General features: G+C 43.4%; 22 protein-coding genes, 1 riboswitch and 1 other annotated feature. All 22 genes read left to right on the top strand.

Annotation, left to right across the window (positions count from 1 at the left end; all coding sequences use genetic code 11):
• Positions 1–7 precede the first annotated feature (7 nt).
• The 22 genes from ACQVGT_RS12520 (at position 8) to pyrR (ending at position 23,646) form a co-directional block, all read left to right on the top strand.
• Entirely contained in the window at positions 8–715 is a 708-nt protein-coding gene (locus ACQVGT_RS12520) for a DUF881 domain-containing protein (protein ID WP_009967184.1), read from the top strand.
• Positions 716–732: 17 nt separating this feature from the next.
• Positions 733–1,098 (top strand): small basic family protein, encoded by a 366-nt coding sequence (locus ACQVGT_RS12515; RefSeq protein ID WP_003238683.1) that lies wholly within the window; start codon positions 733–735, stop codon positions 1,096–1,098.
• Between the two features lie 173 nt (positions 1,099–1,271).
• A complete protein-coding gene (gene ftsA, locus ACQVGT_RS12510; RefSeq protein ID WP_015483204.1) occupies positions 1,272–2,594 on the top strand; it encodes a cell division protein FtsA in 1,323 nt (440 codons plus the stop codon).
• Between the two features lie 35 nt (positions 2,595–2,629).
• Positions 2,630–3,778, top strand: a complete 1,149-nt coding sequence (ftsZ, locus tag ACQVGT_RS12505) for a cell division protein FtsZ (RefSeq protein ID WP_003232167.1) — start codon at positions 2,630–2,632, stop codon at positions 3,776–3,778.
• A gap of 302 nt (positions 3,779–4,080) precedes the next feature.
• Complete coding sequence (locus ACQVGT_RS12500) at positions 4,081–8,382, top strand: bacillopeptidase F (protein WP_015483205.1); 4,302 nt, start codon at positions 4,081–4,083, stop codon at positions 8,380–8,382.
• A 194-nt stretch (positions 8,383–8,576) separates the two neighbouring features.
• Complete coding sequence (spoIIGA, locus tag ACQVGT_RS12495; RefSeq protein WP_015383606.1) at positions 8,577–9,506, top strand: sigma-E processing peptidase SpoIIGA; 930 nt, start codon at positions 8,577–8,579, stop codon at positions 9,504–9,506.
• Positions 9,507–9,568: 62 nt separating this feature from the next.
• Positions 9,569–10,288: an RNA polymerase sporulation sigma factor SigE gene (gene sigE, locus ACQVGT_RS12490; RefSeq protein WP_003221446.1), complete on the top strand. Its 720-nt coding sequence runs from the start codon at positions 9,569–9,571 to the stop codon at positions 10,286–10,288.
• Positions 10,289–10,427: 139 nt separating this feature from the next.
• Positions 10,428–11,210, top strand: coding sequence for an RNA polymerase sporulation sigma factor SigG (gene sigG / locus ACQVGT_RS12485; protein WP_009967190.1), 783 nt, complete (start codon positions 10,428–10,430; stop codon positions 11,208–11,210).
• Positions 11,211–11,357: 147 nt separating this feature from the next.
• Complete coding sequence (locus ACQVGT_RS12480; protein ID WP_015383607.1) at positions 11,358–12,152, top strand: ABC transporter ATP-binding protein; 795 nt, start codon at positions 11,358–11,360, stop codon at positions 12,150–12,152.
• A 12-nt stretch (positions 12,153–12,164) separates the two neighbouring features.
• Positions 12,165–12,266, top strand: a riboswitch (TPP riboswitch).
• Positions 12,267–12,353: 87 nt separating this feature from the next.
• Positions 12,354–13,634 (top strand): N-formyl-4-amino-5-aminomethyl-2-methylpyrimidine deformylase, encoded by a 1,281-nt coding sequence (gene ylmB / locus ACQVGT_RS12475; RefSeq protein WP_015483206.1) that lies wholly within the window; start codon positions 12,354–12,356, stop codon positions 13,632–13,634.
• 82 nt (positions 13,635–13,716) lie between these two features.
• Positions 13,717–13,962, top strand: coding sequence for a YlmC/YmxH family sporulation protein (locus ACQVGT_RS12470; RefSeq protein WP_003232153.1), 246 nt, complete (start codon positions 13,717–13,719; stop codon positions 13,960–13,962).
• Positions 13,963–14,124: 162 nt separating this feature from the next.
• A complete protein-coding gene (pgeF, locus tag ACQVGT_RS12465; RefSeq protein ID WP_015483207.1) occupies positions 14,125–14,961 on the top strand; it encodes a peptidoglycan editing factor PgeF in 837 nt (278 codons plus the stop codon).
• A 6-nt stretch (positions 14,962–14,967) separates the two neighbouring features.
• A complete protein-coding gene (locus ACQVGT_RS12460; RefSeq protein ID WP_014479734.1) occupies positions 14,968–15,660 on the top strand; it encodes a YggS family pyridoxal phosphate-dependent enzyme in 693 nt (230 codons plus the stop codon).
• Positions 15,657–16,112 (top strand): cell division protein SepF, encoded by a 456-nt coding sequence (sepF, locus tag ACQVGT_RS12455; RefSeq protein ID WP_015483208.1) that lies wholly within the window; start codon positions 15,657–15,659, stop codon positions 16,110–16,112. Before ACQVGT_RS12460 ends, sepF begins: the two co-directional genes overlap by 4 nt.
• A gap of 6 nt (positions 16,113–16,118) precedes the next feature.
• Entirely contained in the window at positions 16,119–16,391 is a 273-nt protein-coding gene (locus tag ACQVGT_RS12450; protein ID WP_003221463.1) for a YggT family protein, read from the top strand.
• A gap of 60 nt (positions 16,392–16,451) precedes the next feature.
• Positions 16,452–17,225 (top strand): YlmH family RNA-binding protein, encoded by a 774-nt coding sequence (locus ACQVGT_RS12445; protein WP_015383612.1) that lies wholly within the window; start codon positions 16,452–16,454, stop codon positions 17,223–17,225.
• A 93-nt stretch (positions 17,226–17,318) separates the two neighbouring features.
• Positions 17,319–17,813, top strand: a complete 495-nt coding sequence (divIVA, locus tag ACQVGT_RS12440; RefSeq protein WP_003221468.1) for a septum site-determining protein DivIVA — start codon at positions 17,319–17,321, stop codon at positions 17,811–17,813.
• A gap of 62 nt (positions 17,814–17,875) precedes the next feature.
• Positions 17,876–18,102 (top strand) — a binding site (T-box leader).
• Positions 18,103–18,154: 52 nt separating this feature from the next.
• Positions 18,155–20,920: an isoleucine--tRNA ligase gene (gene ileS, locus ACQVGT_RS12435; RefSeq protein ID WP_015483209.1), complete on the top strand. Its 2,766-nt coding sequence runs from the start codon at positions 18,155–18,157 to the stop codon at positions 20,918–20,920.
• 143 nt (positions 20,921–21,063) lie between these two features.
• A complete protein-coding gene (ylyA, locus tag ACQVGT_RS12430; protein WP_015383614.1) occupies positions 21,064–21,438 on the top strand; it encodes a sporulation-related RNA polymerase-binding protein YlyA in 375 nt (124 codons plus the stop codon).
• A 102-nt stretch (positions 21,439–21,540) separates the two neighbouring features.
• Positions 21,541–22,005, top strand: coding sequence for a signal peptidase II (lspA, locus tag ACQVGT_RS12425; protein ID WP_003245047.1), 465 nt, complete (start codon positions 21,541–21,543; stop codon positions 22,003–22,005).
• Between the two features lies 1 nt (position 22,006).
• Positions 22,007–22,918: an RluA family pseudouridine synthase gene (locus tag ACQVGT_RS12420; RefSeq protein WP_015383615.1), complete on the top strand. Its 912-nt coding sequence runs from the start codon at positions 22,007–22,009 to the stop codon at positions 22,916–22,918.
• A 182-nt stretch (positions 22,919–23,100) separates the two neighbouring features.
• Entirely contained in the window at positions 23,101–23,646 is a 546-nt protein-coding gene (pyrR, locus tag ACQVGT_RS12415; protein WP_003232127.1) for a bifunctional pyrimidine operon transcriptional regulator/uracil phosphoribosyltransferase, read from the top strand.
• Positions 23,647–23,810 lie beyond the last annotated feature (164 nt).

Here is a 23,810-nt window from a genome sequence, read left to right as displayed (position 1 = left end):
AAATAGATTGAAAATAAAGCGTTCCTTCATAAGCATCAGTGTGCTTATGGTCATCTTCGGCCTGATGATATCTGTTCAGTTTAATTCGTTAAAGCACCCCAAAGTCCGGGATACAAGAGATATGTGGGATATTAGGGAAGAGCTGACATCAGAGCAGAAGAAGCAGGAAAAGCTGCTGGCTGAAATAAACAAATATGACAAACTGCTGAATAGCTATTCGCAAACGAAAGAAATGACAAAAGAAACCGCGCTAAATAATACCTTGCAATCCTTAAAAAAAACAGCCGGCATGACCGATATAACAGGTAGCGGAATTGTCATTACGATTTCCCCGCTTTTTTCTGAAAGCTTAACAGGAGAGCCGATCGAAAATCCGCCTCCGGATTTGCTGAAAAAGCTGATTAATGAACTCAACTCCTACGGTGCAGAGCATATCTCGATTAACGAGCGAAGAGTTGTGAATCATACAGTCATCAGAGATATAAACGGCACTACAAAAATAGACGGATACGCCCTTGACGATTATCCTTTAACAGTAAAAGTGCTTGCCAAAGATCCGGACATGTTACACAGCAGAGTGAAGGGGTCAGGCCTCGAGGATCTTTTTGCATCTGAAAATTTAGCATTAAAAGCCGGTAAATCTGAAAGCAAACTAACATTAAAAGCATATGACAGACCACTGGACGTACAACAGCTGAAACTGCTTAAAGACTGAAAAGGAGGAGAATTGTCATGTGGCTGCCCGTGTTGGGACTGGTGCTCGGAATAGCGATTGGACTAATGACAAACTTAACGATACCGAGTGAATACTCAAACTATTTATCGCTTGCGGTGCTTGCCGCACTTGATACATTAATCGGCGGAATCAGGGCGCATTTACAAGGTACATATGATGAAATGGTATTTGTTTCCGGTTTCTTTTTTAATATTATATTGGCAATAAGTTTAGCTTTTCTGGGAGTCCATCTTGGTGTAGACTTGTATTTAGCAGGTATATTCGCATTTGGAGTCAGATTATTTCAGAATATAGCCGTTATCAGAAGAAATCTACTAACAAAGTGGACTCTTTCTAAAAAAAATAAAAAAAATGTGATATAAAAGAGGATATACATAGGATATAACGAATATTTTCAATAAACATAAAATGTGAAAAGCACATAAAAATATTCTGTTGTTATTTTTTGTTACACACTTGTAAAGCCACATTCATTGTATTGTTGTTCCGCAAATAATAGAATAGAAATGATCGAAATGTGAGGAGGTGCCATAGAATGAACAACAATGAACTTTACGTCAGTCTTGACATCGGTACGTCCAATACAAAAGTGATCGTCGGAGAAATGACAGATGATTCCCTTAATATTATCGGTGTGGGAAATGTACCGTCTGAAGGGTTGAAAAAAGGCTCAATCGTTGATATAGATGAGACCGTTCATTCTATAAGAAAAGCGTTTGACCAAGCTGAAAGAATGGTAGGTTTTCCGCTTAGAAAAGCTATTGTCGGCGTTAATGGAAATTATATCAATATTCAAGATACAAACGGTGTTGTAGCAGTTTCCAGTGAAAATAAAGAAATTCAGGTTGAAGATGTACGCCGTGTCATGGAGGCGGCACAGGTTGTTTCAGTACCGCACGAACAGCTGATTGTCGACGTCATTCCTAAACAGTTTATCGTAGATGGAAGAGATGAAATCACCGACCCGAAAAAAATGCTGGGTGTGCGTTTAGAAGTAGAGGGCACCTTGATCACCGGTTCAAAAACAATCTTACATAACTTACTCCGCTGCGTTGAAAGAGCTGGTATTGAAATAACTGATATTTGCCTTCAGCCGCTGGCAGCCGGTTCTGCTGCATTATCAAAGGACGAGAAAAGCCTTGGTGTGGCTCTCATTGATATAGGGGGAGGGTCAACAACCATTGCCGTATTCCAGAACGGACATCTCACTTCTACCCGTGTCATTCCTCTTGGGGGCGAAAATATCACCAAAGATATCTCCATCGGATTGAGAACGTCAACAGAAGAAGCAGAACGCGTGAAAAAGCAATTTGGACATGCGTACTATGACGAAGCCTCGGAAGATGAAATATTTGAGGTAACCGTTATAGGCACCAATCAAAAACAAACATTTACACAGCAAGAAGCAGCAAATATTATTGAAGCGAGAGTAGAAGAAATTCTTGAAATTGTTTCAGAAGAGCTTCGCAGTATGGGAATTACCGATCTGCCGGGAGGCTTCGTGCTGACAGGAGGACAAGCAGCTATGCCGGGTGTCATGTCTTTGGCACAGGATGTGCTGCAAAACAATGTCAGAGTGGCAAGCCCGAATTATATCGGTGTAAGAGATCCTCAATATATGACGGGAGTGGGCCTGATCCAATTCGCCTGCCGGAATGCAAGAATCCAAGGCAGAAAAATAGGCTTTAAGATGCCTGAAGAAGCGATACAGGAAATCGCAGTCTCATCATCTGAGGAACAAGAGCAGCATCATCACCAAAATGAGGTGCAGCAGCGGCCAAAAGGAAAACAAAAAACACAAGCCGAACATAATAAACAGAGCAAAATGAAAAAACTATTAAGCATGTTTTGGGAATAGATAGATAGTCATTCGGCAGATTAGGAGGATTTAGCATGTTGGAGTTCGAAACAAACATAGACGGCTTAGCATCAATTAAAGTAATCGGAGTAGGAGGCGGCGGTAACAACGCCGTTAACCGAATGATTGAAAATGAAGTGCAAGGAGTAGAGTATATCGCGGTAAACACGGACGCTCAAGCTCTTAACCTGTCAAAAGCAGAAGTGAAAATGCAAATCGGCGCAAAGCTGACTAGAGGATTGGGAGCAGGTGCGAATCCGGAAGTCGGGAAAAAAGCCGCTGAAGAAAGCAAAGAGCAGATTGAAGAAGCACTTAAAGGCGCTGACATGGTATTCGTGACAGCTGGTATGGGCGGCGGAACAGGAACAGGTGCCGCACCGGTTATCGCACAAATCGCGAAAGACTTAGGCGCATTAACAGTCGGCGTTGTGACAAGACCGTTTACCTTCGAAGGACGCAAAAGACAGCTTCAGGCTGCAGGCGGAATCTCGGCAATGAAAGAAGCGGTGGATACACTGATCGTGATCCCGAACGACCGTATCCTTGAAATTGTTGATAAAAACACACCGATGCTTGAAGCATTCCGTGAAGCGGATAACGTACTTCGCCAAGGGGTTCAAGGTATTTCTGACTTGATTGCCACACCTGGTCTTATCAACCTTGACTTTGCTGATGTGAAAACAATCATGTCAAACAAAGGATCTGCTTTGATGGGTATCGGTATTGCTACTGGGGAAAATCGCGCGGCAGAGGCAGCAAAAAAAGCAATTTCCAGCCCGCTTCTTGAAGCGGCCATTGACGGTGCGCAAGGCGTCCTCATGAACATCACTGGAGGAACAAACCTCAGCCTATATGAGGTTCAGGAAGCAGCAGACATTGTCGCTTCGGCGTCTGATCAAGACGTAAACATGATTTTCGGTTCTGTTATTAATGAAAATCTAAAAGATGAGATTGTGGTGACAGTGATTGCAACCGGCTTTATCGAACAAGAGAAGGACGTGACGAAGCCTCAGCGTCCAAGCTTAAATCAAAGCATCAAAACACACAATCAAAGTGTTCCGAAGCGTGAGCCAAAACGTGAGGAGCCTCAGCAGCAGAACACAGTAAGCCGTCATACTTCACAGCCGGCTGATGATACGCTTGACATCCCGACATTCTTAAGAAACCGTAATAAACGCGGCTAATGTAAAGGACAAAATCGTTTTCGATTTTGTCCTTTTTTGTTTTTCTCTTCACACTTTCCTTCTTATAAAGTCTTTTTCCCTATTGCTTCCTTCGCTTAGTAACAAAACAGATAATTAGACCTATTTATTTTTGTGACATTTTTATCATTTTCATATATATGGAAATTGAATGACATGAAACGACAATATCTGTAATTCAGATTGTCTACAGTTAATATACAGCGATGTTCTGACAAACCATTCATTATTAAAAGGAGGGACGACACTTTTTTTAAAAAGCATGTTGAAAAAGGGGGATGAAAATGAAGAAAAAAACGAAAAACAGACTCATCAGCTCTGTTTTAAGTACAGTTGTCATCAGTTCACTGCTGTTTCCGGGAGCAGCCGGGGCAAGCAGTAAAGTCACCTCACCTTCTGTTAAAAAGGAGCTTCAATCTGCGGAATCCATTCAAAACAAGATTTCGAATTCATTAAAGAAAAGCTTTAAAAAGAAAGAAAAAACGACTTTTCTGATTAAATTTAAAGATCAGGCTAACACAGAAAAAGCGGCAAAAGCGGCTGTTAAAAAAGCGAAATCGAAGAAGCTGTCTGCCGCTAAGACGGAATATCAAAAGCGTTCTGCTGTTGTGTCATCTTTAAAAGTCACAGCCGATGAATCCCAGCAAGATGTCCTAAAATACTTGAACACCCAGAAAGATAAAGGAAATGCAGACCAAATTCATTCTTATTATGTGGTGAACGGGATTGCTGTTCATGCCTCAAAAGAGGTTATGGAAAAAGTGGCGCAGTTTCCCGAAGTGGAAAAGGTGCTTCCTAATGAGAAACGGCAGCTTTTTAAGTCATCCTCCCCATTTAATATGAAAAAAGCACAGAAAGCTGTTAAAGCAACTGACGGTGTGGAATGGAATGTAGACCAAATCGATGCCCCAAAAGCTTGGGCACTTGGATATGATGGAACTGGCACGGTTGTTGCGTCCATTGATACAGGTGTGGAATGGAATCATCCGGCATTAAAAGAGAAATATCGCGGATATAATCCGGAAAATCCTAATGAGCCTGAAAATGAAATGAACTGGTATGATGCCGTAGCAGGCGAGGCAAGTCCTTATGATGATTTGGCTCATGGAACCCATGTGACAGGCACGATGGTGGGCTCTGAACCTGATGGAACAAATCAAATCGGTGTAGCGCCTGGCGCAAAATGGATTGCTGTTAAAGCGTTCTCTGAAGATGGCGGCACTGATGCTGACATTTTGGAAGCTGGTGAATGGGTTTTAGCACCAAAGGACGCGGAAGGAAATCCCCACCCGGAAATGGCTCCTGATGTTGTCAATAACTCATGGGGAGGGGGCTCTGGACTTGATGAATGGTACAGAGACATGGTCAATGCCTGGCGTGCGGCCGATATTTTCCCTGAGTTTTCAGCGGGGAATACGGATCTCTTTATTCCCGGCGGGCCTGGTTCTATCGCAAATCCGGCAAACTATCCGGAATCGTTTGCAACTGGAGCGACTGATATCAATAAAAAGCTCGCTGACTTTTCTCTTCAAGGGCCATCTCCATACGATGAAATAAAGCCGGAAATATCTGCACCGGGCGTTAATATTCGTTCATCCGTTCCCGGTCAGACATATGAGGATGGATGGGACGGCACATCAATGGCAGGGCCGCATGTATCCGCTGTTGCTGCACTGCTAAAACAGGCGAATGCCTCACTTTCTGTTGATGAGATGGAGGATATATTAACCAGCACGGCTGAACCGCTCACGGATTCAACATTTCCTGATTCACCGAATAACGGATATGGCCATGGTCTGGTGAATGCTTTTGATGCTGTATCCGCTGTTACAGATGGTTTAGGGAAAGCGGAAGGACAAGTTTCTGTAGAGGGGGATGACCAAGAGCCTCCTGTCTATCAGCATGAGAAAGTAACTGAAGCTTATGAAGGTGGCAGCCTGCCATTGACTTTGACAGCTGAAGACAATGTGAGTGTGACATCTGTAAAGCTGTCCTACAAGCTTGATCAAGGTGAATGGACAGAAATAACGGCTAAACGAATCAGCGGTGATCATCTAAAAGGAACGTATCAGGCAGAGATCCCAGACATAAAAGGAACTAAACTAAGCTATAAGTGGATGATTCACGATTTTGGCGGTCATGTCGTTTCGTCTGACGTATACGATGTAACAGTGAAACCAAGCATCACGGTGGGATATAAGCAGGACTTTGAAACTGCACCCGGCGGCTGGGTTGCGAGCGGAACAAATAATAACTGGGAATGGGGAGTTCCGTCAACTGGCCCAAATACAGCAGCATCCGGAGAAAAAGTATATGGAACGAATTTGACAGGAAATTATGCCAACTCAGCAAACATGAACCTTGTTATGCCTCCTGTTAAAGTACCTGATTCAGGAAGTCTGTTCCTTCAGTTTAAAAGCTGGCACAATTTAGAGGATGATTTTGATTACGGCTACGTTTTTGTTTTGCCTGAGGGTGAAAAGAATTGGGAGCAGGCTGGTGTCTATAATGGAAAGACATCAAGCTGGACGGACGAAGAAATTGATTTATCGGCTTATAAAGGTCAAAACATTCAAGTGATGTTTAACCTTCAATCAGATGAAAGTATTAACAAAGAGGGCTGGTACATTGATGATGTAGTGCTTTCTGACAAATCAGCCGGAAAAACAGTCAAAAAGAATAAGCTAGGCGTCGAAAAGCAGTCTGGAAAGCAAAAGAAAAAGCCAGTAAATCCGAAAAAGGCTAAGCCATCTGCAAACACAGCGGTAAAACATCAGAACAAGGCTATACAGCCTCAAGTTTTGCCGCTCAGGGCACAAGTCAGTGTAGTGGAAACAGGAAAATCAACATATTCAGATCAATCCACAGGGCAGTACACGCTGAAGCACAAAGCGGGAGACTATACGCTTATGGCAGAAGCATATGGTTATCAGTCGAAAACACAAAAAGTATCTTTAAAGACGGATCAGACGACACAAGCTAATTTTACGTTAGAAGAGATGAAGAAGGGCACATTAAAAGGCACGGTCATCAATAAAACGACAGGAGAGCCGGTAAAAGGCGCTTCCGTTTATGTTGTAGAGGATGCTGCGGTGGAACCGGCTATGACAAACGACAAAGGCGAATATACGCTTGAAGCCTATGAAGGCGCTTATACGATTAAAGTCGCTGCACCGGGTTATTACAGTGATGAATTTTCCGTTGAGTTAAAAGGTGATGTGACAAAAGAAACTGCATTGAAGCCTTTCGTCGGTTATCCGGGTGAAATTGCATATGATGACGGAACGGCGGAGAATGCCAATTCCTATTTTGCTGCCGGTAACGGATGGGCGGTCAAAATGACGCTCGCTGACGGCAAGGACAAAGGCATGCTTACAGGAGGGCTGTTCAGATTCTGGGATACAGAGTTCCCTGATCCCGGCGGCACAGAGTTTAAGGTTGAGGTATACGATGCTACAGGAAAAGACGGAGCACCGGGCAAGAAAATTGCAGGGCCATTTAACGCGGAAGCTCTTCGCAATGGCGAGTGGACTAAAGTAGATCTCAGTTCAAAAGGGATTATGGTCGAAAGAGACTTTTATCTCGTGTATATCCAGTCGAAACCTGATCCGTATTCACCTGGACTGGCAATGGATGAAACCGGCAAGAATTCCGGCCGCAACTGGCAGTATATAGGTGGACAATGGGAGCCGGGTGACGAAGCAGACGGCAACTATATGATTCGCGCATTAGTTAATTATGAAGCTGCTGTACCTGAGATTACTTCACCGACAGACAAATCATACACAAATAAGGATAGCGTCACTGTAAAAGGAAAAGCTTCTCCTGGTACAACGGTACACATTTATAATAGAGAGAAAGAAGCAGGAGAAACGAAAGCTGCTGCGGATGGCACGTTCCATGCAGGCATCACACTCAACAAGGGTGAAAATGAGCTGACGGCAACTGCATCAACTGACAACGGAACAACGGATGCCTCCAGCCCGATCACGGTCACGCTTGATCAAGAAAAGCCTGAATTAACACTGGACAATCCAAAGGATGGCGAGAAAACAAATAAAGAAACGCTGACTGTCAAAGGGGCTGTATCCGATGACAATCTGAAAGACGTCAAGGTGAATGGCAAAAAAGCAACAATAACTGATGGTTCATACTCAGCCCGTATTCTTTTGGAGAATGGAAGCAATGAAATCAAGGTGATTGCTACAGACTTAGCAGGCAACAAAACGACGAAAAAGGCTGTCATTGATGTCAACTTTGACAAGCCTATCATTTCCGGCCTAATTCCGGGAGAGGATAAAAACTTAAAAGCCGGTGAATCTGTGAAAATCGCTTTCTCAAGTGCTGAGGATTTAGATGCAACGTTTATCATTCGTATGCCGCTGACAAATGCAAGAGCGAGTGTGCAAAACGCCACCGAACTCCCGTTAAGAGAAATTTCTCCGGGAAGATATGAAGGCTATTGGACAGCCACTTCTTCTATTAAAGCAAAAGGAGCAAAAGTAGAAGTGATCGTACGAGATGATTATGGAAATGAAACAAGAAAAACTGCGAATGGAAAACTTAATATCAACACAGAAAATTAAGTGGAAAAAAGCTGCCGTCATTGGCAGCTTTTTTATATATCCTCTCATTACAATTCCTCGACAAATTAAGCAGATTTCCCTGAAAAATTGTATTTTCCTCTCAACATTAATTGACAGACTTTCCCACAGAGCTTGCTTTATACTTATGAAGCAAGAAGGGGAACAGCGTGAGGCAAGAAAGAAAGGAGTCAGATGTGAAAATCTATTTAGATGTCATTTGGCTGTTAAACTTTTGTTTTGATGCACTTTTGCTTTTGCTCACGGCATTTATTTTAAAACGGCATGTGAAAAAAAGAAGACTGGTAGGCGGAGCGTTCATCGGTTCCAGTATTGTCCTTTTGATGTTTACTCCTTTTTCGCCGATTGTTGAACATCCGGCTGGGAAGCTAGCTTTTTCAGTTGTGATTGTGGTGGTGACATTTGGCTTTAAAAGATTTCGGTTTTTCTTTCAAAATTTGTTTTCCTTTTATTTTGCCACTTTTTTAATGGGGGGAGGAATTATCGGAGCCCATTCTTTGCTGCAGTCAAATTCTATTGTTCAAAACGGTATCATGATTACCAATCAAACAGGGTTTGGAGACCCGATCAGCTGGTTGTTTATTGTTGCTGGCTTTCCAGCATTATGGTTTTTTTCTAAAAGAAGAATTGAAGATATTGAAACAAAAAACATTCAATATGAGGAACGAGTCAGCGTGCAGGCAGATTTGGGCAGCCAAACACTTCATGTCAGAGGCCTGATTGATTCCGGTAATCAGCTGTACGATCCTCTTACAAAAACGCCGGTAATGATCATTTACATTGATAAACTGGAGCCGATTTTCGGAACAGCCGAAACGATGATCATTCGAAACACAGACCCATTGGAAGCCATCGAACAGCTCGATGATTCCTTTCGCTTTTTAGATAAAATGAGGTTGATTCCATACAGGGGAGTTGGTCAGCAAAACCAATTTTTATTATGCGTTAAACCGGATCACGTAACGATTATGACAAAAGAAGAAATGATTTCTGCAGATAAATGTTTAATCGGCATCAGCACAACAAAGCTGTCGGCAGATGGAGAGTTTGACGCGATTATTCATCCGAAAATGCTTTCGGGCAAGGCTGTCAAACACGTTTCATAATGTTCGCAAATGTCCGTTACTTATCATACTCAAACGGCGTGACATTTAGAAGGGAGAGGAAGATGAAAAAACTGAAATTACGGTTGACGCACCTCTGGTATAAGCTGCTGATGAAACTTGGGCTGAAAAGTGATGAAGTCTATTACATAGGCGGGAGTGAAGCCTTGCCGCCTCCATTATCTAAAGATGAGGAGCAGGTTTTGTTAATGAAGCTCCCAAACGGCGATCAGGCGGCGCGCGCCATTCTAATTGAACGCAATTTGCGTCTGGTCGTATATATCGCCCGTAAATTTGAAAATACGGGAATTAATATAGAGGATTTAATCAGCATCGGTACCATCGGTCTAATCAAAGCTGTGAATACATTCAATCCAGAAAAGAAAATCAAGCTTGCTACCTATGCCTCCCGGTGTATAGAAAATGAAATCCTGATGTATTTAAGAAGAAATAACAAAATCCGTTCAGAGGTTTCCTTTGATGAACCGCTTAATATTGATTGGGACGGCAATGAGCTTTTGCTTTCTGATGTGCTCGGCACTGACGATGACATCATCACTAAAGACATAGAAGCTAACGTCGATAAAAAGCTTTTGAAAAAAGCGCTTGAACAGCTTAATGAGAGAGAAAAGCAAATCATGGAGCTGCGGTTTGGGCTTGTCGGTGAAGAAGAAAAAACCCAAAAGGATGTAGCGGATATGATGGGGATTTCTCAGTCTTATATTTCGCGGCTTGAGAAAAGAATTATAAAAAGGTTGAGAAAAGAGTTCAACAAAATGGTGTAAAAAATTTTATGGTTAGAACCCCTTGATTTTACAGGGATTTCCTGATTTCGACAGTTTTTCGGTCTGAGTGCAGTGCATATTTTTCCCACCCAAGGAGATACTTAACGTTGTACAGCAGCTCCTGTAGGGAGGGAAAAAAGTGTCGAGAAATAAAGTCGAAATCTGCGGGGTGGATACCTCCAAATTACCAGTACTCAAGAATGAAGAGATGAGAAAGCTGTTTAGGCAGCTGCAGGATGAAGGCGATGATTCAGCAAGAGAAAAGCTTGTAAACGGGAACTTGCGTCTTGTCTTAAGTGTCATTCAACGATTTAATAACAGAGGGGAGTATGTTGATGACTTATTTCAAGTCGGCTGCATCGGACTAATGAAATCCATTGATAATTTTGACCTAAGCCACAATGTTAAGTTTTCAACATACGCTGTACCTATGATTATCGGAGAGATCCGCAGGTATTTACGCGATAATAACCCGATCCGTGTATCAAGATCACTCCGGGACATCGCTTACAAGGCGCTTCAGGTAAGAGAGCGGTTAATCAGTGAGACAAGCAAGGAGCCGACTGCAGAAGACATCGCAAAAGTTCTTGAAGTACCGCATGAGGAAATTGTATTTGCGCTTGATGCCATCCAGGATCCGGTTTCTCTATTTGAACCGATCTATAACGACGGGGGAGACCCGATCTATGTGATGGACCAAATCAGTGATGAGCGCAATACAGATTCACAATGGATTGAAGAGCTGGCTTTAAAAGAGGGCATGAGAAGGCTGAACGATAGGGAAAAAATGATTTTGAGAAAGCGGTTCTTCCAAGGGAAAACCCAAATGGAAGTCGCCGAGGAAATCGGAATTTCTCAAGCGCAGGTGTCCAGACTTGAAAAAGCGGCTATCAAACAAATGAATAAAAATATTCATCAATAATGAAAAGCCTTTAAAACGATGTTGTTTTAAAGGCTTTTCTATTGATTACGGATGGTTTACGTTTTGGAAAAAGTAAGGTATCCTAGTTCGTACAAAGTTTTATGAAAATTAAAACAATTATAAAAGGCCATAAAGAGGAGGACCACGATGATTTTGCAGCTTGACAATGTCTCACTAAAACGGAATGGGAAATGGATACTGAGAGATATTCATTGGAAGGTGGAAGAAAAGGAAAATTGGGTGCTTTACGGCCTAAATGGCGCCGGGAAGACAGCGCTGTTAAATATGCTTTGCTCATATTATTTTCCAACATCAGGCGAGATGCAGGTGCTTGGTCATGAATTTGGCAAAACAGAGCTTGGGGAAAAGCTCAGACGTAAAATTGGCCTCGTCTCAGCAGCTCTTCGGCAAAAATTGTATCCGGCAGATTCAGCCTTTGAAATTGCTTTGAGCGGAGCTTACGCTTCGATTGGGTTATATGAAACGCCAAGTAAGGAAACCAGGGAAAAAGCGATTGGTTTGTTAGAGGACTTGGGAGCAATTGAATATGCCGATCGCCGCTATGAAACCCTTTCTCAAGGGGAAAAACAAAGAGCGTTGATTGCTAGAGCACTAATGGCCGATCCGGAGTTGCTGATACTGGATGAACCAGTCACAGGGCTGGATTTTATTGCCCGGGAAAAGTTGTTAGATACGATTACATACATTGCAAACAAAGAAAATGCACCATCTATCCTTTATGTGACTCATCATGCTGAAGAAATTTTGCCTGTCTTTGATAAAGCCCTTTTATTAAAACAGGGAGAGGTCTTTGGATCCGGAGAAATAAAGGAAATGCTTACTGATCAAGTACTTTCCGCTTTTTTTGATACGCCAATCCATGTATTATGGAATCAGGATCGGCCGTTTTTAACAAGAGCTGAGCCGATAACGAATGCCTGACAAACATATATAGATTCATCCTAGGGGTGCTTTGCGAAGCTGAGAGAGACTTTGTCTCAACCCTTTTGACCTGATCTGGATCATGCCAGCGGAGGGAAGCGGTGAAAAGCGGAGTACATCGGACTCCGTTTGTTTTTATTAAGCCGTTTCATCACATTTGAAACGGCTTTTTTGATTTTAAAGAATAGGAGCGGATTTACATTGGATCAACAAATAGACTCTTTGCAAAAAAAAGTGGAAGAACAAAAGGAGGAGCTTATTCAGCTTGCTAAAACACTGATTTCTTATCAAACACCCGCTCCGCCTGCAAGAAATACAGAGGGCATTCAGTCATGGATTGCGGGTTTTTTAAATGAATTGGGATTCTCGATCGACAAATGGGATGTGTACCCTGGAGAGCCCAATGTTGTAGGGAAGCTAAAGGGAACAGATTCAGCAGATTATTATAGCCTGATTATCAATGGTCATGTAGATGTGGCAGAGGTAAAAGAGGATGAAGAATGGGAGCACAATCCGTTTCATCCAATTGAAAAAAACGGTCTCTTAATCGGGCGAGGCGCTTCCGATATGAAGGGCGGAATGGCTTGTGTGCTGTTTGCTGTCAAATTAATTCGTGAAGCCGGCATTGAGCTTCCCGGTGATCTGATTCTGCAATCGGTTATTGGGGAGGAAGTTGGAGAAGCCGGCACACTTGAATGCTGCAAGAGGGGCTACCACGCTGATTTTGCAATTGTCGCGGATACGAGCGATATGCATATTCAAGGCCAAGGTGGTGTCATTACAGGCTGGATCGAAATCAAAAGCAGTCAAACATTTCATGATGGAACGAGACGGAATATGATTCACGCAGGCGGAGGAACATTCGGAGCAAGCGCAATTGAAAAAATGGCAAAAATCATTGCGGGGCTCGGTGAACTTGAGCGCCACTGGTCCATTATGAAAAGTTATCCCGGTTTTAAACCAGGCACAAATACGATTAACCCGGCAGTTATAGAAGGCGGCAGACATGCGGCTTTTATAGCGGACGAATGCCGGCTGTGGATCACAGTCCATTTTTATCCGAATGAAACCCATGACCAAGTGGCAGCGGAAATAGAAGATTACGTCAATCGGCTGAGTGACAGTGATATTTGGCTTAGGGAAAACCGCCCTGTATTCAAGTGGGGAGGCTCATCCATGATAGAAGACAGAGGAGAAATTTTTCCGGCATTGGAAGTTGACCCTGGCCACCCAGGCGTCTTAGCGTTAACTGCCTCTCATGAGAAAGTGAAACGGGAGTGTCCAATTATTGACGTTTCTCAATCAGTTACAGATGGCGGGTGGCTGTATGATGCCGGTATTCCATGCGTAATATACGGTCCTGGAGATCTGCACAATGCACACTCCGTGAACGAGAAGGTATCGATTGAGCAGCTAGTAGAGTATACAAAAATTATACTCGATTTTATCATCAGCTGGTGCAGCCGGAAAAAAGAACAATGACATGAAAATTTCTTCTTGCTGACAAGGTTCAGCCTGCCCGTTCATATACTTGAACAAAAGGACGGAAAAAGGACGTGATGGAATGATCAGCATTTCAGAATTTCAGGTAAAGGATGTCGTCAATGTCTCAAACGGAAAAAAGCTGGGGAGTATTGGGGATATTGATATCAATGTGACTACTGGAAAAATTCAGGCGATCATACTCGGAGGAAATGGGAAAGTTCTCGGATTTTTTGGAAAAGAAGAGGAATTGGTCATTCCATGGCGAAATATAGTAAAAATCGGGGAAGATGTAATCTTAGTCCGATTAAGTGAACCACATGCATAAACCTGCTTGTCTGCCGCAGATTGGCAAATGCCGGAAGTCTCGATTCTTCCGGCACATTTCATTTAGAAATATGCAAATCGGCGCTCAACGAATGCAGTAAGATGTGGTAAAATAAGTGGGAAATTCCGCTTTTTTAAATGTTTGTCGAAAGGTTGGATCATCATGAATACATATCACCCATTCAGTCTTACCACACCCTCGACACTCATGATACAAGACTGGGCTCAAACGAATCAAAACAACAAAGAGGTCATTGCCGGATTTACGACAAAAAACGGCGGTGTCAGCCAAAAGCCTTTTGAATCGTTAAATACAGGATTGCACGTTCATGACAAAGATGCAGATGTAGTTAAAAATCGTGAATATATTGCCGATATGTTTAATACTGATTTGCAGTCTTGGGTATTCGCTGATCAGACACATGATAATCGCGTTCAGAAAGTGACGCAGAGGGATAGGGGAAAAGGCGCCCGTGAGTATCACACGGCTCTAAAAGCAACGGACGGGCTCTATACAAATGAAAAAAATGTATTTTTAGCATTATGCTTTGCTGATTGTGTGCCTCTTTTCTTTTATGATCCGGTTAAGTCGCTTGTCGGAGTCGCCCATGCCGGGTGGAAAGGCACCGTCAAACAGATTGGCAGAGAAATGGTGAAGCAATGGACTGAGAAGGAAGGTTCAAATCCCTCAGATATTTACGCTGTTATTGGCCCGTCTATCAGCGGTGCATGCTATACGGTAGACGACCGCGTCATGGATGCTGTCCGCGCATTGCCGGTTTCAGCAGACCTTGCCGTTAATCAGACGGCAAAGGCACAATATCAGCTTGATCTGAAAGAGCTGAACCGTCTTATACTGATGGACAGCGGTTTGGCAAGTGAACAAATTTCTGTCAGCGGTTTATGCACGGAAAGCGAGCCGTCTCTTTTCTATTCTCACCGCCGCGATCAGGGGAAAACTGGACGGATGATGTCCTTTATCGGAATGAAGGAGGCATAAAAGATCTTGCGTGTTGTTGATAATTTACGACATATAAACGAACGAATAAACGAAGCATGTAACAGATCGGGCCGCAGCTCCGATGAAGTTACGGTTATTGCAGTCACTAAATATGTATCACCTGAAAGAGCACAGGAGGCAGTAGATGCTGGCATCACCTGCCTCGGAGAGAATCGGGATGCGGAACTGCTCCGCAAACAGGAATTGATGAAAGGGAATCCGGAATGGCATTTTATCGGCAGTTTGCAATCAAGAAAAGCAAAATCTGTCGTCAATGCGGTTTCCTATATCCATTCCCTAGACCGGCTCTCATTAGCGAAAGAAATTGAAAAACGGGCTGAAGGTACTGTACGATGCTTTGTGCAGGTCAATACCTCTCTTGAGCCTTCTAAACACGGCATGAAAAAAGAAGAAGTCATTCCATTCATACAGGAGCTTTCCGGTTTCGAACATATCCTTGTTGCCGGGCTGATGACAATGGCTCCGCTGACTGATGATCAAGATCAGATCAGAAGCTGTTTCAGGTCGCTGAGAGAACTCCGTGACCAGGTTCAGAAGCTGAACCAGCCGAACGCTCCGTGTACTGAACTGTCGATGGGCATGTCAAATGATTTTGAAATTGCAATTGAAGAAGGAGCTACTTATATTAGAATCGGCTCATCGTTAGTCGGAAATGAAACAGGGGGTGTACAGCAATGAGTATGAAAAATAAACTGAAAAACTTTTTCTCAATGGAAGATGAAGAATACGAATATGAATATATTGAGACAGAGCGGGAATCTCATGAGGAGCATGAGCAAAAAGAAAAGCCGCCTTACAACGGGAATAAACCAGCGGGCAAACAGAATGTAGTGAGCTTGCAAAGTGTTCAGAAATCCTCTAAAGTGGTGTTGAGTGAGCCGCGCGTTTATGCGGAGGCGCAGGAAATAGCCGACCATTTGAAGAACCGGCGGGCAGTTGTCGTCAATCTTCAGCGGATACAGCATGACCAGGCGAAGCGGATTGTTGACTTTTTAAGCGGAACCGTTTATGCCATTGGCGGCGATATTCAAAGAATCGGCTCAGATATTTTCCTCTGCACGCCTGACAACGTAGATGTATCAGGCACAATTTCTGAGCTCATATCTGAAGACGAACATCAGAGGTGGTAAAGCGAGATGATCCTTTATCAAGTTTTTTCGGTTTTAAGCTTATTAATCACAATATACTCATTTGCCCTGATCATATATATTTTTATGTCATGGGTGCCGAGTACGAGGGAAACAGCAGTCGGGCGTTTTTTGGCTTCGATTTGTGAACCATATCTCGAACCATTCAGAAAAATCATTCCTCCGATTGCAATGCTGGATATTTCACCAATCGTAGCAATACTTGTGCTTCGGTTTGCGACAACCGGCTTGTGGGGACTTTATCGCATGATTGCGTTTTAATGTGACAGTTTGATAGGGGCTTGGCAGCAGCCAAGCCTCTTTACATAGAAGGGAAAGACGATGAGCGATATATATCAGCACTTCAGAAAAGACGAGCGGGCCTTTATTGACCAGGCGCTCGAATGGAAAAGAATTGTCCAGGAGCAGTACCGGATGAAGCTGACCGACTTTTTAGACCCCCGAGAGCAGGTCATCCTCTCTGCTGTTACGGGACAGGCTGATGTCGGGCTTGCTTTTTCCGGCGGCTATGACAGAGCGGAGCGAAAACGGGCGATTCTGTATCCAGAGTACATTACTCCGGAAGAATCGGATTTTGAACTGCAGGCGTTTAACGTCCGTTATGCTGACAAGTTTGTCTCAGTAGATCATCGTTCTCTGCTTGGTGCATTAATGGGCATAGGATTAAAGCGGCAAAAATTCGGTGACATCGTGTTTTCTGAGACAGCAGTGCAATTGATTGTCTCAGCCGATACCGCTGATTTTGTGGCTGCACAGCTGACCCAAGCAGGCAAAGCGGCGGTCAGCCTAGAGAAAATCGACTTGTCAGACCTTAACATTCCAGCAGTGGATGTCGAAATAAGAGATGACACGGTTTCTTCTTTAAGGCTTGACGCCGTCTGCGCCTCTATGAGCAGGCAATCCCGCCAGAAATCACAGACGCTTGTGAAAAACGGCCTTGTGAAAGTGAACTGGAAGGTGGTTGAAGATCCTTCATACATAGTCGCGGAAGGGGACATGCTGTCAATCAGAGGTTTTGGCCGGTGCAGCTTAACAAAAATCGAAGGGAAAACCAAAAAAGACAAATGGAGAGTTACGTTTGAACGACAAAAATAGTCGGTTTTTCAGTTTTTTTCTCCATCTGTGCGAAATTTGTTTTATAATGTGAACTAGATAACCGTACTGAAATGTAAAAATGGAGGTGGCATCATGCCATTAACGCCAAATGATATTCACAACAAGACGTTTACAAAAAGTTTTCGCGGATATGATGAAGATGAAGTAAATGAATTCCTAGCCCAAGTCAGAAAAGATTACGAAATTGTTCTCCGCAAGAAAACTGAGCTTGAAGCGAAAGTCAATGAGCTTGATGAAAGAATCGGACACTTTGCCAATATTGAGGAAACATTGAATAAATCCATTTTAGTTGCTCAAGAAGCGGCTGAAGACGTAAAACGCAATTCTCAAAAAGAGGCAAAGCTGATCGTTCGGGAAGCGGAGAAAAACGCTGATCGCATTATCAACGAATCGTTATCAAAATCAAGAAAAATTGCAATGGAAATTGAAGAGCTGAAAAAACAGTCTAAAGTGTTCAGAACACGTTTCCAAATGCTGATTGAAGCGCAGCTTGATCTTCTGAAAAATGACGATTGGGATCATCTCCTTGAGTATGAAGTCGACGCTGTATTTGAGGAAAAGGAATAAATTCTCTGATTATCTTGACATTTTCTTAGCATGTCGAATATAATACGTTCATAAATTCAGATGAAAAAACGGTTGAAAGGGACAGTCATGTTTCCTTCAGGCCTTCATAGCGACCCGGAGATGGTGAGAGTCTGGGATGGCCGGAATCATGTAGATCAGCCCTTTAGTTTCCTTGCTGAACTCACAGTAGGTTAGGACGTTCATCACGTTACGATGCTCAAGAGGAAAAAGTGTATGCTTGCTTTTTCTAAAAGGGTGGTACCGCGAGATAAGCTTTCTCGTCCCTTATGGGATGAGAGGGCTTTTTTTATTTTCTGAAAAAATGCAGTGGAGGAATGAAAATGGATTTTAAAGACACGCTCTTAATGCCGAAAACAGATTTCCCGATGCGTGGAAATTTGCCAAACCGTGAGCCTGACATTCAAAAAAAATGGGAGGAAGAAGATATCTACCGTCTTGTTCAGGAACGGACGAAAGACCGCCCGAAATTTGTTTTACACGACGGACCTCCGTATGCAAACGGCGACATCCATATGGGCCATGCGCTTAACAAGATTTTGAAAGACTTCATTGTCCGCTATAAATCAATGAGCGGCTACAACGCACCGTATGTGCCGGGCTGGGATACACACGGATTGCCAATTGAAACAGCTCTGACAAAAAACAAAAAGGTCAACCGCAAAGAAATGTCAGTAGCGGAATTCCGCAAACTATGCGAAGAGTACGCTTGGAAGCAAATCGAGGGACAGCGTGAGCAATTCAAACGTCTTGGTGTCCGCGGTGACTGGGAAAACCCATATGTGACATTAAAACCGGAATACGAAGCGCAGCAAATCCGCGTATTTGGTGAAATGGCAAAACGAGGCTACATTTACAAAGGCCTTAAACCGGTTAACTGGTCACCTTCAAGTGAGTCTGCTCTGGCTGAAGCCGAGATCGAATATCAAGACAAACGTTCAGCATCTATTTACGTCGCTTTTGGTGTAAAAGACGGAAAAGGCGTTCTTGAAAACGGTGAGCGCATCATCATTTGGACAACAACGCCTTGGACAATTCCGGCGAACCTCGGAATCTCAGTGCACCCTGATCTTGAGTACAGCGTGATTGCAGTAGGTGAAGACCGCTTTGTCGTAGCAAGTGCCTTAGTCGAAAATGTTGCATCGGCATGCGGATTTGATCAGTATGAAGTGACAAGAACGGTCAAAGGGAAAGACCTTGAGAACATTATCGCTGAACACCCGCTATATGGCAGAGACTCTCTCGTTATGCTTGGTGAACACGTAACAACTGATGCCGGAACAGGCTGTGTTCATACAGCTCCAGGACATGGGGAAGATGACTTTATCATCGGCCAAAAATACGGTTTAGATGTGCTTTGCCCGGTCGATGAAAAAGGTGTAATGACAAGCGAAGCTCCTGGCTTTGAAGGCATGTTTTATGATGATGCAAACAAAGCGATCACACAGCAGCTTGATGAAAAAGGCGCACTTGTGAAGCTTGAATTCATTACTCACTCTTATCCGCATGATTGGAGAACAAAAAAACCAACCATTTTCAGAGCGACAGCGCAATGGTTTGCGTCTATTAAAGATTTCAGATCAGACCTGCTGGATGCCATTAAAGAAACCAAATGGGTTCCTGAATGGGGCGAGCAGCGTTTGCACAACATGGTTCGGGACCGCGGAGACTGGTGTATTTCCAGACAGCGTGCGTGGGGTGTGCCGATTCCGGTATTTTACGCTGAAAACGGAGAACCGATTATTACAGATGAAACCATTGAACATGTTTCTGAATTGTTCAGACAGCACGGATCAAACATTTGGTTTGAAAAAGAAGCAAAGGATCTTCTTCCGGAAGGCTTTACGCATCCTGGCAGCCCGAACGGCACATTTACAAAAGAACAGGATATCATGGATGTTTGGTTTGATTCAGGCTCTTCACATCAAGCAGTGCTTGAAGAACGTGAAGACCTCGTTCGCCCGGCTGATTTATACCTAGAGGGATCTGACCAATATCGCGGCTGGTTTAACTCTTCTCTTTCTACAGCAGTAGCCGTAACAGGGAAAGCGCCGTATAAAGGTGTGCTCAGCCATGGGTTCGCACTGGATGGAGAAGGACGCAAGATGAGTAAATCAATCGGTAACGTTGTTGTTCCGGCTAAAGTCATGAAACAGCTTGGTGCCGACATCTTAAGATTATGGGTATCTTCAGTGGATTATCAGGCGGACGTTCGCGTGTCTGACGCCATTCTAAAGCAGGTTGCGGAAGTATATCGTAAAATCCGCAACACGTTCCGTTTCCTACACGGCAACCTTTTCGATTTTGATCCAAAAACAAATGCGGTGGCTGTCGAAGATCTTCGTGAAGTCGATCAGTATATGCTGATTAAGCTGAACAAGCTGATTGATAAAGTGAAAAAAGCGTATGATGAGTACGAATTTGCGGTTGTGTATCATAGCATTCATAATTTCTGCACAATCGAATTGAGCTCATTCTACCTTGATTTTGCAAAAGATATTGTCTACATCGAGCATGCGGATCATCCGGATAGACGCAGCATGCAGACAGTATTCTACGAAACGCTTCTTGCATTAGTGAAGCTTTCAGCGCCTATCCTTCCACATACGGCAGACGAATTGTGGTCTCATTTAACATTTGTTGAAGAGCAGAGCGTTCAGCTGACCGATATGCCGGAAACAATCGCGGTTCCAAACAGTGAAGCGACTGAAGAAAAATTTGACCGCTTTATGGCTCTTCGTGATGACGTGCTAAAAGCATTAGAAACTGCGCGAAATGAAAAAATTATCGGTAAATCTTTGGAAGCAAACCTGAAATTGTATCCAAACAAAGAAAACAAAGAGCTCTTGGCTTCCATAAAAGAAAACCTTTCTCAGCTGTTTATTGTGTCTGAACTGACAATCAGCGAAGAAAATGATGCGCCGAACGATGCGCAAAGCTTTGCGACGGGTAAAATCGCTGTCGAGAAAGCGGAAGGCGAAATGTGTGAGAGATCACGTGTGATTTCAAAAGATGTAGGTGCAAATCCGAAATATCCTACACTTTCATTACGCAACGCTGAAATCGTTGAAAAATACTATCAAAAATAATGAAAAGGGCCCGGCGTAAAAGCCGGGCTTTTTTTGTGCCAAGAGTGACATCCTTTAGAACGGCAGGAAAAATCTTATGGGCTTTAGATCATCATTCATAGGCAACAATAAAGGTACTACGTTAAGAGCAGGAGTTGTGAAGAATGAATGATCAACTGACCGCAATTTATACGGAACTTCTTCTGATGAAAGAAGAATTACAGTCTAGATTATTTGAGTATTCTTGCTTTCAGGTTTCTACAAGCCCGCAAGCAGCAATCAATCATAAACAAAAAGCAACTCTGATCTATCACATTAAAGAAGAGCTTCAAGACGTTCTCCTTGCATTGTCAAAAATCGAAAGCGGCACATTCGGATACTGTGAAGAAACCGGGGCCCCCATTCCTCTTGCAAAGCTGGCGGTGCTGCCGACGGCCCGAACAGCAAACGATTTTCTTTATTCTGTCCAATTTGAGAAAAAAACGCTTCCAATATGGAAATCAACGGATATCGAATATGGTCAGGCACTGTATGAATAACAGTGTCTGGCCGGTTAATATGCCTGATATTTCTTTACTCCAGTGCTTTTTATTGATAAAATGCATAATGGATTAAAGTAACCGTAAACTGGAGGAACGTTTGTGCTGTATTATATGATTGCACTACTTATTATTGCAGCCGATCAATTGACAAAATGGCTAGTTGTTAAGAACATGGAACTTGGCCAAAGCATTCCGATCATTGATCAGGTATTCTATATCACCTCCCATCGCAATACGGGTGCTGCATGGGGGATATTAGCGGGTCAGATGTGGTTTTTCTACCTCATAACAACCGCTGTTATTATTGGTATTGTTTATTACATACAGCGTTATACAAAAGGACAAAGGCTTCTTGGCGTTGCCCTCGGACTTATGCTTGGCGGTGCCATCGGCAACTTTATCGATCGGGCTGTCAGACAGGAAGTTGTGGATTTTATCCATGTTATTATTGTCAATTACAATTACCCGATATTTAACATCGCGGACTCTTCACTATGTGTCGGCGTAATGCTTTTATTTATACAAATGCTGTTGGACAGCGGGAAAAAGAAAAAGGAGCAATAGCATGAATCAAATTGATATAACCGCTTCAGAAGAACAAAAAAGTGAGCGGATTGATAAATTTTTGGCATCGACTGAGAATGATTGGTCAAGAACCCAGGTTCAGCAATGGGTAAAAGACGGACAGGTTGTCGTGAACGGAAGCGCGGTGAAAGCGAATTATAAAATTCAGCCGGGTGATCAGGTGACCGTCACTGTACCCGAACCGGAAGCGCTCGACGTCCTGGCAGAGCCTATGGATCTGGATATTTATTATGAGGACCAGGATGTGCTGGTCGTCAACAAACCTCGCGGAATGGTTGTTCACCCAGCACCCGGGCATCTTACGGGCACACTTGTAAACGGCCTTATGGCTCATTGCACGGACCTTTCCGGTATAAATGGCGTGATGCGTCCGGGCATTGTTCACAGAATCGATAAGGACACGTCCGGGTTATTAATGGTGGCGAAAAATGATATGGCACACGAGTCACTCGTAAACCAATTGGTCAACAAAACGGTCACCCGAAAATATACGGCCGTTGTCCACGGGCTTATTTCTCACGATGACGGAACAATTGATGCGCCGATCGGACGAGATAAGAAAGACCGTCAAAGCATGACTGTGACACGTGATGGCAAAAGCGCTGTCACTCATTTTCATGTGCTTGAGCGTTTTCAGGATTTTACGTTAGTGGAATGCCAGCTTGAAACAGGGAGAACCCATCAAATTCGTGTTCATATGAAATATATCGGATTCCCATTAGCAGGCGATCCGAAATACGGCCCAAGAAAAACAATCGACTTTAATGGCCAAGCGCTTCACGCGGGAGTTTTAGGTTTTGACCATCCGCGAACAGGAGAATATGTCGAATTTGAAGCGCCGCTTCCTGAGGATATGGCAGAATTAATCGAAAACCTCAGAAAAAACGGTTGACAGCGTGTTTCTTTTCTGAAATAATAAACGAAGCTGAATAGATTCTTTAAAACAGTCCAGAGAGGCTGAGAAGGATAACGGATAGACGGGATGCGTGTATATGCGCGCACCTTGTCCTAAAACCCCTCTATGCTCTGGCAGGAGGGTTTTTTTCTTCTATATGAACTGTGAGGTGTCACACATTGAATCAAAAAGCTGTCATTCTCGACGAACAGGCAATCAGACGGGCGCTGACCAGGATTGCTCACGAAATGATCGAACGCAATAAAGGAATGAATAACTGCATTCTTGTCGGCATTAAGACCAGAGGGATTTACCTGGCAAAACGCCTTGCGGAACGCATTGAACAGATTGAGGGAAATCCTGTTACAGTCGGTGAAATTGATATTACTCTTTACAGAGACGATCTTTCTAAAAAAACGAGCAACGATGAACCGCTTGTAAAAGGTGCAGATATTCCGGTAGATATTACAGATCAAAAAGTCATTCTCGTTGATGATGTTCTGTATACCGGAAGAACAGTCAGAGCAGGAATGGATGCGCTTGTTGATGTAGGCAGACCTTCCTCCATTCAGCTTGCAGTGCTTGTGGACAGAGGACACCGGGAGCTGCCGATCCGAGCGGATTATATCGGGAAAAACATCCCGACATCAAAGTCAGAAAAGGTTATGGTTCAGCTTGATGAGGTAGACCAAAACGATCTCGTCGCCATTTATGAAAACGAATAATAGATCACCTTTTTAAGGGCAATCCAGTGAGGTTGCAAAGAGGTGCACAACAAAGGCCCAAAAAGGATTCGGCAGGTCTTTGTATGCCTCTTTGCGTAAAAAAGCAAAGAGGTTTTTTTATTCAGTCATTGAGTCATCCTAAAATGAAAGTCAACAATCAGGGG

It is taken from the genome of Bacillus sp. SCT118, assembly GCF_058566435.1.
This window is presented reverse-complemented; position numbering and strand designations above follow the sequence as displayed.

What these genes read in the sequence shown, in the direction of transcription:
- ACQVGT_RS12515 (WP_003238683.1), top strand. Translation starts at nt 733, where the DNA reads ATGTGGCTGCCCGTGTTGGGACTGGTGCTCGGAATAGCGATTGGACTA.
- ftsA (WP_015483204.1), top strand. Translation starts at nt 1,272, where the DNA reads ATGAACAACAATGAACTTTACGTCAGTCTTGACATCGGTACGTCCAAT.
- ftsZ (WP_003232167.1), top strand. Translation starts at nt 2,630, where the DNA reads ATGTTGGAGTTCGAAACAAACATAGACGGCTTAGCATCAATTAAAGTA.
- ACQVGT_RS12500 (WP_015483205.1), top strand. Translation starts at nt 4,081, where the DNA reads ATGAAGAAAAAAACGAAAAACAGACTCATCAGCTCTGTTTTAAGTACA.
- sigE (WP_003221446.1), top strand. Translation starts at nt 9,569, where the DNA reads ATGAAAAAACTGAAATTACGGTTGACGCACCTCTGGTATAAGCTGCTG.
- ACQVGT_RS12480 (WP_015383607.1), top strand. Translation starts at nt 11,358, where the DNA reads ATGATTTTGCAGCTTGACAATGTCTCACTAAAACGGAATGGGAAATGG.
- ACQVGT_RS12470 (WP_003232153.1), top strand. Translation starts at nt 13,717, where the DNA reads ATGATCAGCATTTCAGAATTTCAGGTAAAGGATGTCGTCAATGTCTCA.
- pgeF (WP_015483207.1), top strand. Translation starts at nt 14,125, where the DNA reads ATGAATACATATCACCCATTCAGTCTTACCACACCCTCGACACTCATG.
- sepF (WP_015483208.1), top strand. Translation starts at nt 15,657, where the DNA reads ATGAGTATGAAAAATAAACTGAAAAACTTTTTCTCAATGGAAGATGAA.
- ACQVGT_RS12450 (WP_003221463.1), top strand. Translation starts at nt 16,119, where the DNA reads ATGATCCTTTATCAAGTTTTTTCGGTTTTAAGCTTATTAATCACAATA.
- ACQVGT_RS12445 (WP_015383612.1), top strand. Translation starts at nt 16,452, where the DNA reads ATGAGCGATATATATCAGCACTTCAGAAAAGACGAGCGGGCCTTTATT.
- divIVA (WP_003221468.1), top strand. Translation starts at nt 17,319, where the DNA reads ATGCCATTAACGCCAAATGATATTCACAACAAGACGTTTACAAAAAGT.
- ileS (WP_015483209.1), top strand. Translation starts at nt 18,155, where the DNA reads ATGGATTTTAAAGACACGCTCTTAATGCCGAAAACAGATTTCCCGATG.
- ylyA (WP_015383614.1), top strand. Translation starts at nt 21,064, where the DNA reads ATGAATGATCAACTGACCGCAATTTATACGGAACTTCTTCTGATGAAA.
- ACQVGT_RS12420 (WP_015383615.1), top strand. Translation starts at nt 22,007, where the DNA reads ATGAATCAAATTGATATAACCGCTTCAGAAGAACAAAAAAGTGAGCGG.